Source organism: Acidobacteriota bacterium, from assembly GCA_009861545.1.
Lineage (GTDB): Bacteria > Acidobacteriota > Vicinamibacteria > Vicinamibacterales > UBA8438 > WTFV01.
Map to the genome: position 1 here is coordinate 1 of VXME01000093.1, position 14,617 is coordinate 14,617.

Consider the following 14,617-nt stretch of genomic DNA (forward strand, 5'->3'; position numbering starts at 1 on the left):
TGACCGGCCACCCGGTCGGGGGGGGCGGGGGCGGCCCGGGGGGCGGGGGCGCGGGCCCGGGCGGGGGCCCCCCCCCGCCCCCACGACCTGTGCGACCGATGCGCCGACGAACCCGCCGAGAGCGGCGGCGGGCTGCAGCGCCCCGGCGACGATCTGACCCAGCACGGCCGGGATCTGGGCCGCGTTCAGCAGGATGTAGGCCACCGCGGCGGCGACGTACAGCACGATCATCGACGGGACGAGGCGCTCGGCCACGGCCGCGATGCGCCGGATGCCGCCGAGGAGGACGAGCCCGACCGCGACGCTGATCAACAGGCCGGGAATCAGGGTCGGGACCTCCAGTCCGGTGAGATCGCGCGCGGCCTCCGCGAAGGTGCGCGCCACGGTGTTCGACTGGGCCATGTTCCCGGTGCCGAACAGCGCGGTCGCCGCGCCGAAGAACGCGAACATGCAGGCCAGCGCCTTGCCGGCGCCGGCGTGCGGCACGCCGCGGGTGATGTAGTACATCGGTCCGCTGGCCAGCTCGCCGGACTCGCGCGTGACGCGGTAGCGCACGCCGAGCACCGCCTCGGCGTACTTCGTCGCCATGCCGACGGCGGCCGTGACCCACATCCAGAAGATCGCCCCGGGGCCTCCGATGAGAATCGCGGTGGCCACCCCGCCGATGTTGCCGTTGCCCACCGTGGAGGCCAGGGCCGTCGACAGGGCCTGGAACGAGGTGATGGAGCCCTCGCCCGCGCCCGACCCCGGTTTCGCCAGCGCACTGCCCAACGTGCGCCGCACGGCGAGGGGGAACTGCCGCACCTGGATGAAGCCGGTCCGGATCGTTATCAGGAGGCCGACGAGCACCAGCACCAGCGGCATGGCGAACGGTTGCCACACCAGACCGTCTAGGGCCTCTACCTGGTCGGTCAGGGTCTGCACATCACGCTCCAGTCAGGGGGCGCGTCGGTTGCGTCAGAGCATCGACGCGAGGGTCACGAGGAGGATCAGGGCGATGGCGGCGGGGCAGATCCAGCGGATCAGGAAGGTCCACAGTGCAGGAGCGGGGAACCACGCTCCTTCCGCCCGCAGCTCGTCCAGCGCGCCGCTGACTCCCCAGATCCGGCCGATGAAGATCGCCGTGAGGCAGCCGCCGATCGGCAGGGCGAACTCGTTCCACGTGTTGACCATGAGGTCGAGGAAACCGATGCCGAATCCGGGCACCGCAGTGAACAGGGCCACCGCGCCGTTGCCCAGGGCGGATGGGATGGACAGCACGAAGATCACTCCCGACACCACGCCCACCGCCTTCGCACGCGACCACCGCAGTGCGTCGACGCAGTGCGACACCGGGACCTCCAGCAGCGAAATCGTCGAGGTGAGCGCCGCGACGCTGAGCAGCAGGAAGAAGCCGCCGCCGAAGAGGTGGCCTCCCGGCAGCTCGGCGAACAGGCGCGGAAGCACCGTGAATATCAGTCCCGGGCCGCTGGTCGTCGGATCGAAGCCGGCGATCGAGAACCCGACCGGGAAGATGATGAATCCGGCCAGCAGCGCGATCGACGTGTCGAGCGCCACGATCCAGAGTGCGGACGAGGCGATGCCGTCCTGGCGGGGAAAGTAGCTGCCGTAGGTGAGGATGCACCCCATGCCGAGGCTCAGGGAGAAGAACGCCTGACCGAGCGCCGAGGTGAAGACCGTGATGTCGGTGAGCCGCGTCAGGTCGGGGCTGAGGTAGTAGGCGAGGCCGGCCCCCGCCCCGGGCAGCGTGACCGCCCGCACCGCGAGTCCGATCAGCAGCAGCACCAGGAGCGGCATGAGCGCCTTGGTCACGCGCTCTATGCCGGTGCGGACGCCGCCCAGCAGCACGGCGGCGGTCGTCGCGATCACGAACAGGGCCAGCCCCGCGCTGAGAACGCCGTTCCCGGTGAACTCGGCGAAGAAGCGTCCGATGTCCTCCGGACTGCCCGTCACCGCGCCGGTCGCGGTGAACCAGACGTAGGCGACCGCCCAACCCGCGATCACGGAATAGAACGACAGGATGCCGACCCCGGCCAGCACGCCGAGCCCGCCTGCCAGCCACCAGCGGGTACCCGGTGCGAGCGCGGCGAACGAGCCCACCGGACTGAGCCGCGTCCGCCGGCCGAGCGCGATCTCGCCGGCCATGATCGGGGCGCAGATCAGGAAGATGCAGGCCAGATAGACCACCACGAAGGCCGCGCCGCCGCCCTGTCCGACCTGGGTCGGGAATCCCCAGATGTTTCCGAGGCCGACGGCGGATCCGGCGGCCGCGAGGATGAAACCGGCTCGGGAGCTCCACATGCCGCGCGAAGGGGTCGTGTTCATCTCGCTGCGTGCCTTTCGTCGTGCCTGCCGGCCGCGGTAGCGGCTCGCATTGTACCGAACCCGCGGTAGACTCGAAAGGACATGCCCATTCCAGCCATGGTTGCGGGGATCGTGTGAGCGCCGTCCGGACGCCGGCGCGCGTGCTCGACGGCGCGGCCGTCGCCGCCGCGATCCGGGAGTCGCTGCGGCCGCGCATCGAGGACGTGCGCCGTACCGCGGGACGCCCGCCCGCGCTGGGGCTGCTGCTGGCGGGCGCCGATCCGGGATCGGAGGTGTACGTCCGCAACAAGATCCGGGAGAGCGAGGCGCTCGGGATGCGGACCGCGTTGAAGCGGTTGCCCGACTCGGCCGCCTTCGACGAGGCGCTGACCGTCGTCGACGCCTTCAACGCCGACCCGGGCGTGGACGGCATCCTCGTGCAGTCTCCATTGCCGGCCGGGATGGGAAACGACGCCGAGCGGCGTATCTTCGGGGCGATCGATCCCTCGAAGGACGTCGACGGTTTCCATCCGGAGAACGTCGGCCGCCTGGTGCAGCAGACGCCGGCTCTCGCGCCCTGCACGCCGGCCGGCGTGATGGAGTTGCTCGACCGTTGCGGGGTAGCCGTCGCCGGCCGGCGCGCTGTCGTGATCGGCCGCAGCGACATCGTCGGCAAGCCGCTGGCGATGCTGCTGCTGCATCGCCACGCCACGGTCACGATCTGTCATTCGCGCACCGTCGACCTGCCCCGGGTGGCGGCGCAGGCGGACGTGCTGGTGGCCGCGGTCGGGCGCCCGGCCTTCGTGACCGCGGACTTCGTCAAACCCGGGGCGACCGTCATCGACGTGGGGACGAACACCCTCACGGATCGGGATCGGGTGACGTCGATCTTCGGCGCGGGATCGAAGAAGCTCGCCGCCTTCGAGAGGCGCGGACGCGTGCTCTCCGGCGACGTCCACCCGGGTGTCGCCGAGGTGGCCGGCGCCATCACGCCGGTGCCGGGTGGAGTCGGACCGCTGACTATTGCGATGCTGCTGTCCAACACGGTGCAGGCGGCCGAGCGGCGCCTCGGCCTTCGGTCCTGACCGCGACCCGTACTGGAATCGGCGGACCGATCGCAATCCCCGATTCAGGAGCCGCCGGCAGCCAGTTGGCGGCAGAGTGACGCAACCTGCCGGTCGGTTTCATCGAACGAACCGTCCGTCGTCACCACCGCGTCGGCTCGCGCGACCTTGTCGGCGATCGGGAGTTGCGCCGCGATGCGGCGGTCGACCTCGGCGGCCGGCAGTCGGTCCCGGGCCATGACCCGCTCGCGTTGCGCCGCGGGATCGCAGGCCACGACAACGACGCGGTCGAACGCGCCCGCGCGTCCGGTCTCGAACAGCAGCGGGATGTCCGCGACCGCGAAGGGCGCATCGGTGCAAGCCCCGCAGCGCCGGAACCACGCGTCGATTGCACGCCGCACGGGGGGGTGTACGAGCGCTTCGAGCGCGGCGCGGGCCGCGGGGTCCGCAAAGACGAGCCGCCCCAGCCGGGCGCGATCGAGTGAGCCGTCCACTGCGACGATGTCCGGTCCGAAACGGGCTCGCAGCGCTTCGGTGGCCGGTTGCCCGGGTTGTACGGCGGCGCGCGCGAGCTGGTCCGCATCGATCGTCGGCACGGCCCGGCGTCTCAGCAGCCGGACCACGTACGACTTGCCGGTGCCGATGCCGCCGGTGATCGCCACCCTGAGCATCGGTCGTGAGCGCCGGTCAGGCCGGCGCCTCCTCGGCTTCCTCGGCCGGCGCAATCCGCTCTTCCACGAAGGTGTTCCATTCGTGACACTGCGGGCACTGCCACAGCAGCTCGGTGCTCCGATAGTGGCAGCGCATGCAGACGTGCGGGTCCAGGTAGAAGACCGCATCGTGCGTCAGCTCGACGTAGCGGCGCACCAGGAGGGGGTCGAAATCGAGGGTCGTCAGCGCTCGCCAGATCGCCTGATGCACGGCCAGCGCGTGGGGATTGTGCACGAGCGACTCGAAGAAGAGATCGAGGGCCCGGGTCGGGTCGCCGCGGTTCGCGAAGTGCTGTCCGAGCGTCAGGCGCGCCCGCCAGTCCTGGGGGTTCGCGTCGATCAGGCGCCGGCAGAGGTCCACGAAACGCTCCGGGCCCTCCAGGCGTCCGTAGGCTCTCTCGAGCCGATCGAACGCGAGGTACGACCGATCCGGTGCGGTGCGGCTGATCTGCTCCCACATCGCGATCGCCTCGGTGGTGCGTCCCTGCATCATGTAGACGTCGCCGAGATTGAGCGACGCCGGCACGGTGCGGCTGTCCAGATCGAGCGCCGTCTCGAAGTGGCGGATGGCCTGTTCGGGCGCGCCGTCGCGGACGGACTGGAGACCGAGCTCGTTCTCGAGAAAGGCGAGGATGGCCTGGTCGCGCGGCTTCTCCCCGGCCGGCGCGATGTTGGTGATGCGCTGTCGGATTGCTCGGGCCTCCTGCCACTGCTGCTGTTCCTCGTGAATCTTCTCCAGGTTCAGCAGGGCGTACTGGTTGCCGGGATCGAGCCGCACCACCTCGGAGAACGACTGAAAGGCGCGGTCGACGAAGCCGCCGCGCTTGTAGTCGAGCCCGAGGCACAACTGGACGTACGCCTGCTCCGTCGTGCTGAGCTTCGGGCGCTGCAGCAGCCGTTGGTGCAGCCGGATGGCCTTGCTGACCTGCCCGCGCTCGCGGTAGAGGTTGCCCAGGATCAGATTGATCTCGAGGGCTGTCGAGTCGAGTCCCATCGCCCGGGTCAGCTCCTCGATGGCCAGGTCGATCTGGTTGGACACCAGGAAGTTCAGCCCGAGGATGTAGTGCGGCGACTCGCGGATCTTGCGGCGGTCGATCCAGCGTCCGTCCTGGAGCTTGTAGCGTTCCCAGGCCTTGCCGACGGCCAGACCGATCAACAGGGCGACGAGCGCGGCGATCAGCACGAGCGTGTCAGTCATCCGCCTCCGTCAGAAGAGCTCGGTGCGCCACAGGTCGTGGAGGTGGACCAGGCCGAGCAGTCCCCGCTCGTCGTCGACGACGATGAGTGAAGTGATTCGCCGCCCTTCCATCCGGTTCAGAGCCTCGACGGCCAGAGCCCGGGGGCCGATGGTAACGGGACCCGCGGTCATGAGCTCGCGCGCCGTCTTTCCCGCGAGGCCGGTCGGCTCGGCCAGGTGGCGCCGGAGATCGCCGTCGGTGATGATTCCCGCGACGCGGCCATCGGAGCCGACGACGCATGCCATGCCGAATCCGCCCGCGCTGATCGTGGCGACCACCTCTTCGACGGTGGCCGGCGGCGTCACCGTCGGGACCTCGGCCCCGGTATGCATGAGCCGTTCGACGCGCAGCATCCGTTTGCCGAGCTCGCCGCCGGGATGGAGGTGCGCGAAGTCGTCCTCTCGGAATCCCTTGCTGACCAGCAGGGCCATGGCCAGTGCATCTCCGAGCGCGAGGGCGGCAGTGGTGCTGGCCGTCGGTACAAGATTCAACGGGCACGCCTCCGTGTGCACGCCGCAGTCGAGCGTTACGTCCGCGGCATCGCCCAGCGTGCTGTCGGATGCTCCCGTCAATGCGATCAGGCGCGCGTCGAGTCGGCGGATGGTCTCGAGCAAGCGGAGGATCTCCGGGGTCTCGCCGCTGTGCGAGAGGCCGATCACGATGTCGCTGGGTTGTATGGCGCCGAGGTCGCCGTGGACGGCCTCCGCGGGATGAACGAAGTAGGCCGGGGTGCCGGTGCTCGACAGCGTCGCGGCCAGCTTGCGGGCGATGATGCCGGACTTTCCCATGCCGGTGACGATCACGCGCCCGGTGCCGGCGAGCAGAAGTGCGAGAGCGGCGTCGAAGCGGCTGTCGAGACGGTCCGCGAGAGAACGGACCGCGTCGGCCTCGATGCGCAGCACGCGGCGGGCCAGATCGAGACTGGTCGCGGCCGGTCGCTCGGGCCGGCGTCCCTCCGCCCGCGGAGCGGCTGTCACCTACTCCGCCTCCGTTGCGATGGTCGACGGGTGGGCTGCGCGCCGGATTGCGACGAGCCGTCGCAGCAGAGGCTCGAGCCGCGCGAGCGGCAGCGCGTTCTGGCCGTCGCTCCGGGCGGCGGCGGGCCGATCGTGCACCTCGAAGAAGAGCCCGTCGACCCCGGCCGCCACGCCGGCGGCGGCGAGCGGCTCGATGAATTCGGCCTGCCCGGCGGTCACGCCGTCGCCTCCGCCGGGAAGCTGCAGGCTGTGCGTGACGTCGTAGACGACCGGGTAGTGCAGCGAGCGCAACTGCGGGAAGGAGCGCATGTCGACGACGAGGTTGTGGTAACCGAACGCGGTGCCGCGCTCGGTGACCAGCACCTGGTGGTTGCCTCCCGCGGTGGCCTTGGCGATGGCATGCCGCATGTCGAAGGGGGCGAGGAACTGTCCCTTCTTCAGATTGACCGCACGCCCGGTGGCGGCGGCCGCGACGATCAGATCCGTCTGCCGGCACAGGAACGCCGGGATTTGCAGCACGTCGGCGACTTCGGCCACCGGGGCGGCCTGCGCGGGCTCGTGGATGTCGGTCAGGACGGGGCAGCCGAGGCGCCGCTTGATCGCCGCCAGCACGTCGAGGCCGCGCGCCAGTCCCGGGCCCCGGAACGACGTCAGTGAAGTCCGGTTCGCCTTGTCGAACGAGGCCTTGAACACGTAGGGCAATTCGACGCGTGCGGAGGCTTCCTCGATTGCTTCGGCCATCTCCGTGGCGTGCGCGGCGCTCTCGATGACGCAGGGCCCGGCGATCAGCGCCAGCGGGTGCTCCGCACCGAAACGCACGCCGCCGACGGAGACCGTTCGCACCCGCTGATTATAGAGGTCGCGCCGGCGGCGACCGCGGCGCGCGGGGCCGGGTCAGGCCAGCGACTCGGCAGCCGCGTTCGCCGACAGCCGGTGCTGGTAGGTTGCACCGACGAACCGGGTGAAGAGTGGATGGGGCGAGAGCGGCTTCGACTGGAACTCGGGATGAAACTGCACCGCAACGAACCAGGGGTGATCCGGAAGCTCGATGGCCTCGACGAATTTTCCGTCGGGCGAGCGTCCGGAGATCACGAGCCCCCGCTCCGTCAGCGCGGTCTCGTAGGCCCGGTTGAACTCGTAGCGGTGGCGGTGGCGTTCGGAGACCGAGCTCTTGCCGTAGGCCTCGTGGACCGCCGTGCCGGGCGTCAGATCGCACGGGTAGCTGCCGAGTCGCATGGTTCCGCCCAGGTCGTCGACACCGAGCAGGTCCCGCAGCTTGTAGATGATCTTGTGCGGCGTGTCGGCGTTGCATTCGGTCGAGTCGGCGTCCTCGAGTCCGCAGACGTGCCGCGCGAACTCGACGGCCGCCCACTGGAATCCGTAGCAGATCCCGAAGTACGGAATCCTGCGTCGCCGCGCGGCTTCGGCGGCCCTCAGCATGCCGCGGCTGCCGCGGTCTCCGAACCCGCCGGGAACGAGGATTCCGTCCGCCGCGTCGAGCGGGTCGTCGTCTCCCGACTCGAGCGCCTCGGCTTCGACCCACTTGATCCGGACCTTCAACTGGTGCGCGAATCCGGCGTGCGAAAGCGCCTCGCTGAGGCTCTTGTACGAGTCTTCGTACCCCACGTACTTGCCGACGACGTGCACGGTGACCTCGTCGGTGGGGTTCCGGATACGGTCGACCAGCCCCTCCCACGAGTTCATTCTCCGCTCGGTGGTGGACGGCAGGCCCAGCCGTCCGAGGACGATGCGGTCGACGCCCTCTCCGGAGAGCACGAGCGGGACCTCGTAGATGCTGTCGACGTCCCTGGCCGTGATGACGGCTTCCTCGTCGACGTCGCAGAAGAGTGCGATCTTGCGGCGCAGCTCCTGCGGCAGCGCCCGATCGGTGCGGCACAGCAGGATGTCGGGCTGGATCCCGACCGAACGCAGATCGCGGACGCTGTGCTGGGTCGGCTTGGTCTTCAGCTCGCCCGCGGCGCCGATGAACGGGACCAGCGTCAGGTGCACGTAGAGCGTGTTGTCTCGTCCGAGGTCCTGACGCAACTGGCGGATGGCTTCCAGGTAGGGCTGACTCTCGATGTCGCCGACCGTGCCGCCGACCTCGATCAGGACGATGTCGATGCCGCCCTGCCGGGCGACGCTCTGCATGCCGTCCTTGATCTCGTTGGTGATGTGGGGGATGACCTGCACGGTCCGGCCCAGATAGTCGCCCCTGCGCTCCTTCTGGATGACCGACAGGTAGATCTTGCCGGTCGTCCAGTTGTGGTTGCGGGTCGTCACCGTGTGCGTGAAGCGCTCGTAGTGTCCCAGGTCGAGGTCCGTCTCGGCGCCGTCGGCGGTGACGTACACCTCTCCGTGCTGGTACGGACTCATCGTGCCGGGGTCGACGTTCACGTAGGGGTCGAACTTCTGCAGCGTGACGCGGTACCCGTGGCCTTCCAGCAGGGCCCCGATGGAGGCGGCGGCGAGTCCCTTGCCGAGCGAGGAGACGACGCCGCCGGTGATGAAGATGTACTTGACGGGGTGCGGAGTCGGATCGGCGCGGTCAATCATGCGCGTGCTCTGTTGCGACGAGGTGACGGACCCGCTCCAGATCGGTCGCGGTATCCACGGCGACGGGAGCCTGGTCGACGGCGATGGTGCCAATCCGATAGCCCGATTCGAGCGCCCTGAGCTGCTCGAGCTGTTCCAGTTGCTCCAGACGGGTCGGCGGTATCGCGGCCAGCTCGAGCAGACACGTACGGCGGTACGCGTACAGGCCGATGTGCCGGTCGCCGAGGGCGGCGCGCTCCGGGGCCCGATCCCGTGCGTGAGGGATGGCTGCTCGCGAGAAGTACAGGGCGTCTCCTCTGGCGTCCACGACCACCTTGACGACGTTCGGATCCGCCAGCATCTCGGGGTCGGTTATCGGACAGCGGACGGTTGCGATTCCCAGCCCCGGGTTGCGGGCGAGCATCGCGACGACCGCCTGGATGACGGGGGCGGGCATGAGCGGCTCGTCGCCCTGGACGTTGACGATAATCTCGCTGTTCAGCCGCCGAGCGACTTCGGCGAGCCGGTCGCTGCCCGTCGGATGGTCGGCCCGGGTCAGCCACGCCTCGCCGCCGAACCCGGAGACGGTCTCCGCGATGCGGTCGTCGTCGGTGGCGACGATGACGCGCCGGACACCTGCCGCGGCCGACGCACGCCGGTGGACGTGCTCGATCATGGGCCGCCCGGCGATATCCAGCAGCGGTTTGCCGGGGAGTCGGGTCGAGCCGTAGCGTGCGGGAATGACGACCGTCGCGGTGGGGAAGCGGGCAGGCGCATGCGCCGCAGCCGGCACAGGGTGCACGGCGAATGTTACCATGCCGGCCGGCGATCCGTGCACCGGGGCCCGCTCGCCGGCTCCGGGCGCAGGGGTACGCGGGACAACACGATGTCCGTTTCTCCGTTGCGTATCGCGCTGGTCGGCGGCGGCGGTCTGCTGGCGGCATGGTTGGCGGCCGGGACGATGGCGCCGCGCGCGGACGTCCCGGCTCCGGCGCCTGCGCCGCGCGCGCCTCTGGCGGCGCCGGAGGAGGAACCGTCTTCCCGGGCGGCGGCGGATCTGATCGCCGACATCGAGCGCCTGCGCCGGCGGCTAGCGGATGCGCCGGGGATGCAGGCGGGTGCTCGAAACCCGTTCTCGCTCGCCCCCCCGCCAACGGCGCGGCCTCTCTCGGCCGACCCCGCTGCAGATGCCGAGCGCGTTCGACGGACCGTCTCACGGGCCCCGCGGGCGGTCGGTCCGTCCTTCGCGCTCATCGGAATCGCGAGCACGGATTCGGAAGACGGGGCGGAGCGGACGGGGATACTGACCGCTCCGAATGGGGAGGTGCTGCTGGTGAGCTCGGGAGACCGGGTTCCCGGTGGGTACCTGGTCGATGCCGTCGAGGCGGCGAGCGTGACCCTCGTCGACCGGACGGGGGGGCGGCATCGACTGGACCTGCCGTGACCCCGTGGCGCAACGGGTCAGAGCCGGATCAGGCCGGCTGCGTCCACGGCCGCGATTCCCCGGATCTCATCGAGGACCTCGCCGGGCACCTCGGGTTCGGCCGGCGTTCCCTCCCGGGCGCCCGGCCCGACCCGCACCACGCCGATCGCGCCTCCCACCCCGCGTCCGAGTGCGAACGTCGCGATGTTGATTCCGTGGCGGCCGAGGATCGAGCCGACCTCGCCGATTACCCCCGGCTGGTCGCGGTTGCGGATGACGATCAAGGTGCCCTCGAGCGGCGCCTCCACCTCGACGCCGTCGAGTCGTACCAGGCGTGGTTGCTCCGGCTCGAACAGCGCCCCCTCCGCCCACAGCTCGCCGTCGCTCGTGTGCAGCTTCAGCGACACGAGGCTGGTGAAGTTCCTCGGGCGCGAGCTGCGCGACTCGACGATTTCGAGACCCCGCTGCTCGGCTGCCGCGCGGGCGTTCACGAGCGTGACTTCCTGTGACAACACCTGCCCGAGGAGTCCGACCAGGGTTGCGCTCACGAGCATCTCGTGCGGCTGATCGGCGAGCTGTCCGTAGTAGCGAAGACCGACGCCGGCTATGCGGCCGTGCGCGAGCTGGGCGAGGAGGCTGCCCAGACGCTCGGCGAGAACCAGGTACGGGCGCAGGCCCCGGAGCTCGTCGGGGGCGATGGAGGGATAGTTCACGGCGTTGCGGGCGAAACCCGTCTGGAGGTATTCGCGGATGCCGGTGGCCGCCGCGAGACCCACGAGCTGCTGGGCCTCGGCCGTAGCCCCGGCGATGTGCGGCGTCGCGACGACCTGCGGCATCCCGGTCAGGGTCGTATCGGTGGGCGGCTCCTGCCGGAAGACGTCGAGTCCGGCGCCGGCGATGCGCCCCTCCGAGAGCGCCTCGACCAGGGCCGCCTCGTCCAGCAGGTCGCCCCGCGCGGTGTTGATGATGCGGGTTCCGGGGCGGCAGCGCGCCAGCAGCGCGCGACTCAGCAGTCCCCGCGTGGAGTCGGTCGACGGCAGATGGAGGGTGATGAAGTCCGCTCGCCCCGCCAGGGCCTCGAGGGCGATCAACTCGATGCCGAGGTCGTCGGCCATCTGGGAGGCGATGAACGGATCGTGGGCGACGACCACCATGTCGAACGCTAGCGCACGCCGGACGACCTCGCGCCCGATGCGGCCGAGTCCCACGACGCCGAGCGTCTTGCCCCGCAGCTCGGCGCCCCGCAGGCTCTTCTTGCACCAGCGGCCCGCCTTCATCTGTGCGTCGGCCAGCGCGACCGACCGCGCCGACGAGAGCATGAGTGCGAACACGTGCTCGGCGACGCTGATGCTGTTCGCGCCGGGCGCGTTCAGCACGAGGATGCCGCGGTCGCTGGCCGCCTCGATGTCCACGTTGTCGACGCCGGCGCCGGCGCGCGCGACGACCCGGAGGCGCGGCGCGGCAGCGATCAGCTCGGCCGTGACCGTCGTGGCGCTGCGTATGATGAGGGCGTCGGCGTCCGACAGGTCGGCGCGCAATTCCTCGGCGGAACGGCCGGTGCGGGTGTCGACGGTCCATCCCTCGGCTTCGAGCAGGGAGACGGCAGCCGCGGGCAGCGGGTCGGGAATCACGATCTTCATGAGTTCTGGAGAGGCTGGGACCGAACGTGCGACGGAGTCGTACAGTATAATGCCCGCCCGAGAGCGGCGCTCGATGGGCGCCAAGGGCGAGGGCATCCGCACCAGGATGGTGCAAGTCGCTGGAACGGACCGGAAAGACGCCGGTCGTCCTCGCCCGATGACGGATTCTTCCACAAGGTTTTCCACGGTTTCTGTTGACGATTCTGTAACGGGCCGCAGGGGGACGACCCACAGGCCCGGCCCATCCCTGCACGGGCGCGTCCCGTGGCCAGCGGGCGAGACTGCGCACCATGCCGGAATTCAAGAACCTCGTCGCACCCAGCGAAGGCACCGCGATCACCCGCCAGCCGGACGGCTCGTTGGCGGTGCCCGACGATCCCATCATTCCCTTCATCGAGGGCGACGGCATCGGCCGCGACATCTGGCGCGCGTCGGTGCGGGTCTTCGACGCCGCGGTGAAGAAGACTTTCGGGGAACGCAAGCGGGTCGTCTGGTTCGAGGTCCTGGCCGGCGAGAAGGCCCAGGAACGGGTCGGGGAGTGGCTCCCGACCGACACGCTCGAAGCGGCCAGGGCGTACAGGGTCGCGATCAAGGGCCCGCTGACCACTCCCGTCGGCGGCGGCATTCGCAGCCTGAACGTATCGCTGCGGCAGTTGCTCGATCTCTACGCCTGCGTGCGCCCCGTGCGGTACTTCGCCGGCACCCCGTCGCCGGTGCGCCGTCCCGACCAGATGGACGTCGTCATCTTCCGTGAGAACACGGAGGACGTCTACGCCGGCATCGAGTGGGAGCAGGGGTCGCCGCAGGTGGAGCAGCTCCTCGACTACCTGTCGACGACTTTCGGCAAGCGGATCCGCCGCGACTCGGGGATCGGGATCAAGCCGATCTCCATCACCGGCAGCAAGCGCCTGGTGCGCATGGCGATCCGGCATGCGATCGACAACGACCGCAAGAGCGTGACGCTCGTCCACAAGGGGAACATCATGAAGTTCACCGAGGGAGCGTTCCGCGACTGGGGCTACGAGCTGGCGAAGGAAGAGTTCGGCGACCGCACCATCGGCGAGTGGGACGGCGATCCGGACGGTCGGATCGTGATGAAGGACCGCATCGCCGACAGCATGCTGCAGCAGATCCTGACGCGGACGGCCGACTACGACGTCATCGCGACGACCAATCTCAACGGCGACTACCTGTCGGACGCCTGCGCGGCGCAGGTAGGCGGTCTCGGGCTCGCCCCGGGGGCCAACATCGGCGACGACGTCGGGTTCTTCGAGGCGACCCACGGCACCGCGCCGAAGTACGCCGACAAGGACGTGATCAACCCGAGCTCGGTCATCCTGTCGGGCGCGATGATGTTCCGCTACATGGGGTGGCGCGACGTCGCCGCGAGCATCGAGGACGGCATCGAGCGCACCATCCAGCAGAAGACGGTGACGTACGACCTCGAGCGCCTCATGGAGGGCGCGACGAAGCTGAAGACGTCGGAGTTCGCGGACGCGGTCATCGCGAACATGTAGCAGAGTTGGAGCAGGAGCAGCATGAATCGCAAGGTTTCGGTGATTGGAGCGGGCAACGTCGGGGCCACCGCGGCGCGCAGCATCGCGGACAAGGAGCTCGCCGACGTGGTCATCCTCGATATCCCGCAGATGCAGGGGGTGGCTCAGGGCAAGGGGCTCGACATGCTCGAGGCGTGCCCGGTCGAGGGGTCGGACGCGCGGGTGCTCGGCACGAGCGACTACGCGGACACGGCCGGGTCGGACGTCGTGGTGATCACGGCGGGGCTCGCGCGCAAGCCGGGCATGAGCCGCGACGATCTGCTGACGAAGAACTGCGCGATCGTCTCGAGCGTGACCGAGCAGGTGATGGCGCACTCGCCGGACTGCATCATCATGCCGGTCACCAATCCCCTGGACGCGATGGCGCAGGTCGTGTATCGGAAGAGCGGACTGCCGCGCGAACGGGTGATCGGGATGGCCGGCGTGCTCGACTCCGCACGCATGCGCGCCTTCATCGCGCAGGAGCTGGACGTGTCCGTCGAGAACACGCACGCGTTCGTGCTCGGCGGGCACGGCGACACGATGGTGCCCCTGCCGCGGTACTCCACCGTCGCCGGGATCCCGATCACGGAGCTGCTCGACAAGGAAACGGTCGACGCCATCGTGCACCGGACGGCCCACGGCGGCGCCGAAATCGTCAAGCTGCTCGGTACCGGCAGCGCGTACTACGCGCCCGGATCGGCGGTGGTCGAGATGGTCGAGTCGGTGCTCAAGGACAAGAAGAAGATCCTGCCGTGCTCGGTCTTCCTGAACGGGGAGTATGGCGTTCACGGGCTGTTCGTCGGCGTGCCGTGCAAGCTGGGGGCGAACGGTCTCGAGCAGATCATCCAGATCGATCTGACGGCGGAGGAAGACGCCGCGCTGAAGAAGTCGGCCGCCGCGGTGCAGGAGCTCGTGCAGGTAATCGACATGTACTGAGGGCCGCGCTTCGGCACCGGTACAGGAGCAGGCTGCGCCGGGTCATTGCGTGCAGGCCCGCCGACACCCGTGAAGATCCACGAATACCAGGCCAAGACACTGCTGGCGGCGGCCGGCGTGTCCGTCCCGCGCGGAGAGCCCGCGTTCACGGCGGACGAGGCGCGCGCGGCCGCCGAACGGCTCGGTGGGCGCGTGGTGGTGAAGGCGCAGATCCACGCCGGGGGGCGGGGCAAGGGCGGGGGCGTCCAGTTG

General features: G+C 69.7%; 14 protein-coding genes. 5 read left to right on the forward strand and 9 right to left on the reverse strand.

Annotated elements, in window-relative coordinates; translation table 11 throughout:
• Positions 1-924, reverse strand: a 924-nt coding sequence (locus tag F4X11_15315; protein ID MYN66377.1) for a sodium:alanine symporter family protein, incomplete at its 3' end; no start/stop codon positions are given.
• A gap of 33 nt (positions 925-957) precedes the next feature.
• Positions 958-2,325, reverse strand: coding sequence for a sodium-dependent transporter (locus tag F4X11_15320; GenBank protein ID MYN66378.1), 1,368 nt, complete (start codon positions 2,323-2,325; stop codon positions 958-960).
• A gap of 140 nt (positions 2,326-2,465) precedes the next feature.
• Between F4X11_15320 and F4X11_15325 the strand changes: the two genes are divergently transcribed.
• A complete protein-coding gene (locus F4X11_15325; GenBank protein ID MYN66379.1) occupies positions 2,466-3,389 on the forward strand; it encodes a bifunctional 5,10-methylenetetrahydrofolate dehydrogenase/5,10-methenyltetrahydrofolate cyclohydrolase in 924 nt (307 codons plus the stop codon).
• Positions 3,390-3,433: 44 nt separating this feature from the next.
• On the opposite strand, the gene F4X11_15330 is transcribed toward F4X11_15325, so the two are convergent.
• From F4X11_15330 to kdsB, 6 genes are read right to left on the reverse strand one after another with little or no spacing between them, the layout of a single operon-like run.
• Positions 3,434-4,207 (reverse strand): dephospho-CoA kinase, encoded by a 774-nt coding sequence (locus F4X11_15330; protein ID MYN66380.1) that lies wholly within the window; start codon positions 4,205-4,207, stop codon positions 3,434-3,436.
• Positions 4,056-5,276: a tetratricopeptide repeat protein gene (locus F4X11_15335; GenBank protein ID MYN66381.1), complete on the reverse strand. Its 1,221-nt coding sequence runs from the start codon at positions 5,274-5,276 to the stop codon at positions 4,056-4,058. Before F4X11_15335 ends, F4X11_15330 begins: the two co-directional genes overlap by 152 nt.
• 9 nt (positions 5,277-5,285) lie before the next feature.
• The gene (locus F4X11_15340; protein MYN66382.1) at positions 5,286-6,293 is read right to left on the reverse strand and encodes a KpsF/GutQ family sugar-phosphate isomerase; all 1,008 of its coding nucleotides are present in this window, start codon (positions 6,291-6,293) and stop codon (positions 5,286-5,288) included.
• Complete coding sequence (kdsA, locus tag F4X11_15345; protein ID MYN66383.1) at positions 6,294-7,136, reverse strand: 3-deoxy-8-phosphooctulonate synthase; 843 nt, start codon at positions 7,134-7,136, stop codon at positions 6,294-6,296.
• Positions 7,137-7,187: 51 nt separating this feature from the next.
• The gene (locus F4X11_15350; GenBank protein ID MYN66384.1) at positions 7,188-8,849 is read right to left on the reverse strand and encodes a CTP synthase; all 1,662 of its coding nucleotides are present in this window, start codon (positions 8,847-8,849) and stop codon (positions 7,188-7,190) included.
• The gene (gene kdsB / locus F4X11_15355) at positions 8,842-9,645 is read right to left on the reverse strand and encodes a 3-deoxy-manno-octulosonate cytidylyltransferase (protein ID MYN66385.1); all 804 of its coding nucleotides are present in this window, start codon (positions 9,643-9,645) and stop codon (positions 8,842-8,844) included. The genes F4X11_15350 and kdsB overlap by 8 nt, the downstream gene beginning before the upstream one ends.
• Here kdsB and F4X11_15360 point away from each other — a divergent pair.
• A complete protein-coding gene (locus F4X11_15360) occupies positions 9,644-9,889 on the forward strand; it encodes a hypothetical protein (GenBank protein MYN66386.1) in 246 nt (81 codons plus the stop codon). The two genes, kdsB and F4X11_15360, sit on opposite strands and share 2 nt — an antisense overlap.
• Positions 9,890-10,289: 400 nt before the next feature.
• Here the strand turns inward: F4X11_15360 and F4X11_15365 are convergent, their stop codons facing one another.
• The gene (locus tag F4X11_15365; GenBank protein ID MYN66387.1) at positions 10,290-11,987 is read right to left on the reverse strand and encodes a phosphoglycerate dehydrogenase; all 1,698 of its coding nucleotides are present in this window, start codon (positions 11,985-11,987) and stop codon (positions 10,290-10,292) included.
• A gap of 194 nt (positions 11,988-12,181) precedes the next feature.
• Between F4X11_15365 and icd the strand changes: the two genes are divergently transcribed.
• The 3 genes from icd to sucC all read left to right on the forward strand — a co-directional run.
• A complete protein-coding gene (gene icd / locus F4X11_15370; GenBank protein MYN66388.1) occupies positions 12,182-13,408 on the forward strand; it encodes an isocitrate dehydrogenase (NADP(+)) in 1,227 nt (408 codons plus the stop codon).
• Between the two features lie 21 nt (positions 13,409-13,429).
• Positions 13,430-14,365, forward strand: a complete 936-nt coding sequence (mdh, locus tag F4X11_15375; GenBank protein MYN66389.1) for a malate dehydrogenase — start codon at positions 13,430-13,432, stop codon at positions 14,363-14,365.
• 69 nt (positions 14,366-14,434) lie between these two features.
• On the forward strand, positions 14,435-14,617 hold a 183-nt coding region (gene sucC, locus F4X11_15380), incomplete at its 3' end, for a succinate--CoA ligase subunit beta (protein MYN66390.1).

Excerpts from the sequence above, each read along its gene's own strand:
- F4X11_15330 (MYN66380.1), bottom strand. The coding sequence starts at position 4,207 with ATGCGGTCTTCTACCTGGACCCGCACGTCTGCATGCGCTGCCACTATC.
- kdsB (MYN66385.1), bottom strand. The coding sequence starts at position 9,645 with ATGGTAACATTCGCCGTGCACCCTGTGCCGGCTGCGGCGCATGCGCCT.
- F4X11_15320 (MYN66378.1), bottom strand. The coding sequence starts at position 2,325 with ATGAACACGACCCCTTCGCGCGGCATGTGGAGCTCCCGAGCCGGTTTC.
- F4X11_15365 (MYN66387.1), bottom strand. The coding sequence starts at position 11,987 with ATGCCCTCGCCCTTGGCGCCCATCGAGCGCCGCTCTCGGGCGGGCATT.
- F4X11_15335 (MYN66381.1), bottom strand. The coding sequence starts at position 5,276 with ATGACTGACACGCTCGTGCTGATCGCCGCGCTCGTCGCCCTGTTGATC.
- mdh (MYN66389.1), top strand. The coding sequence starts at position 13,430 with ATGAATCGCAAGGTTTCGGTGATTGGAGCGGGCAACGTCGGGGCCACC.
- F4X11_15350 (MYN66384.1), bottom strand. The coding sequence starts at position 8,849 with ATGATTGACCGCGCCGATCCGACTCCGCACCCCGTCAAGTACATCTTC.
- icd (MYN66388.1), top strand. The coding sequence starts at position 12,182 with ATGCCGGAATTCAAGAACCTCGTCGCACCCAGCGAAGGCACCGCGATC.
- F4X11_15360 (MYN66386.1), top strand. The coding sequence starts at position 9,644 with ATGCCGGCCGGCGATCCGTGCACCGGGGCCCGCTCGCCGGCTCCGGGC.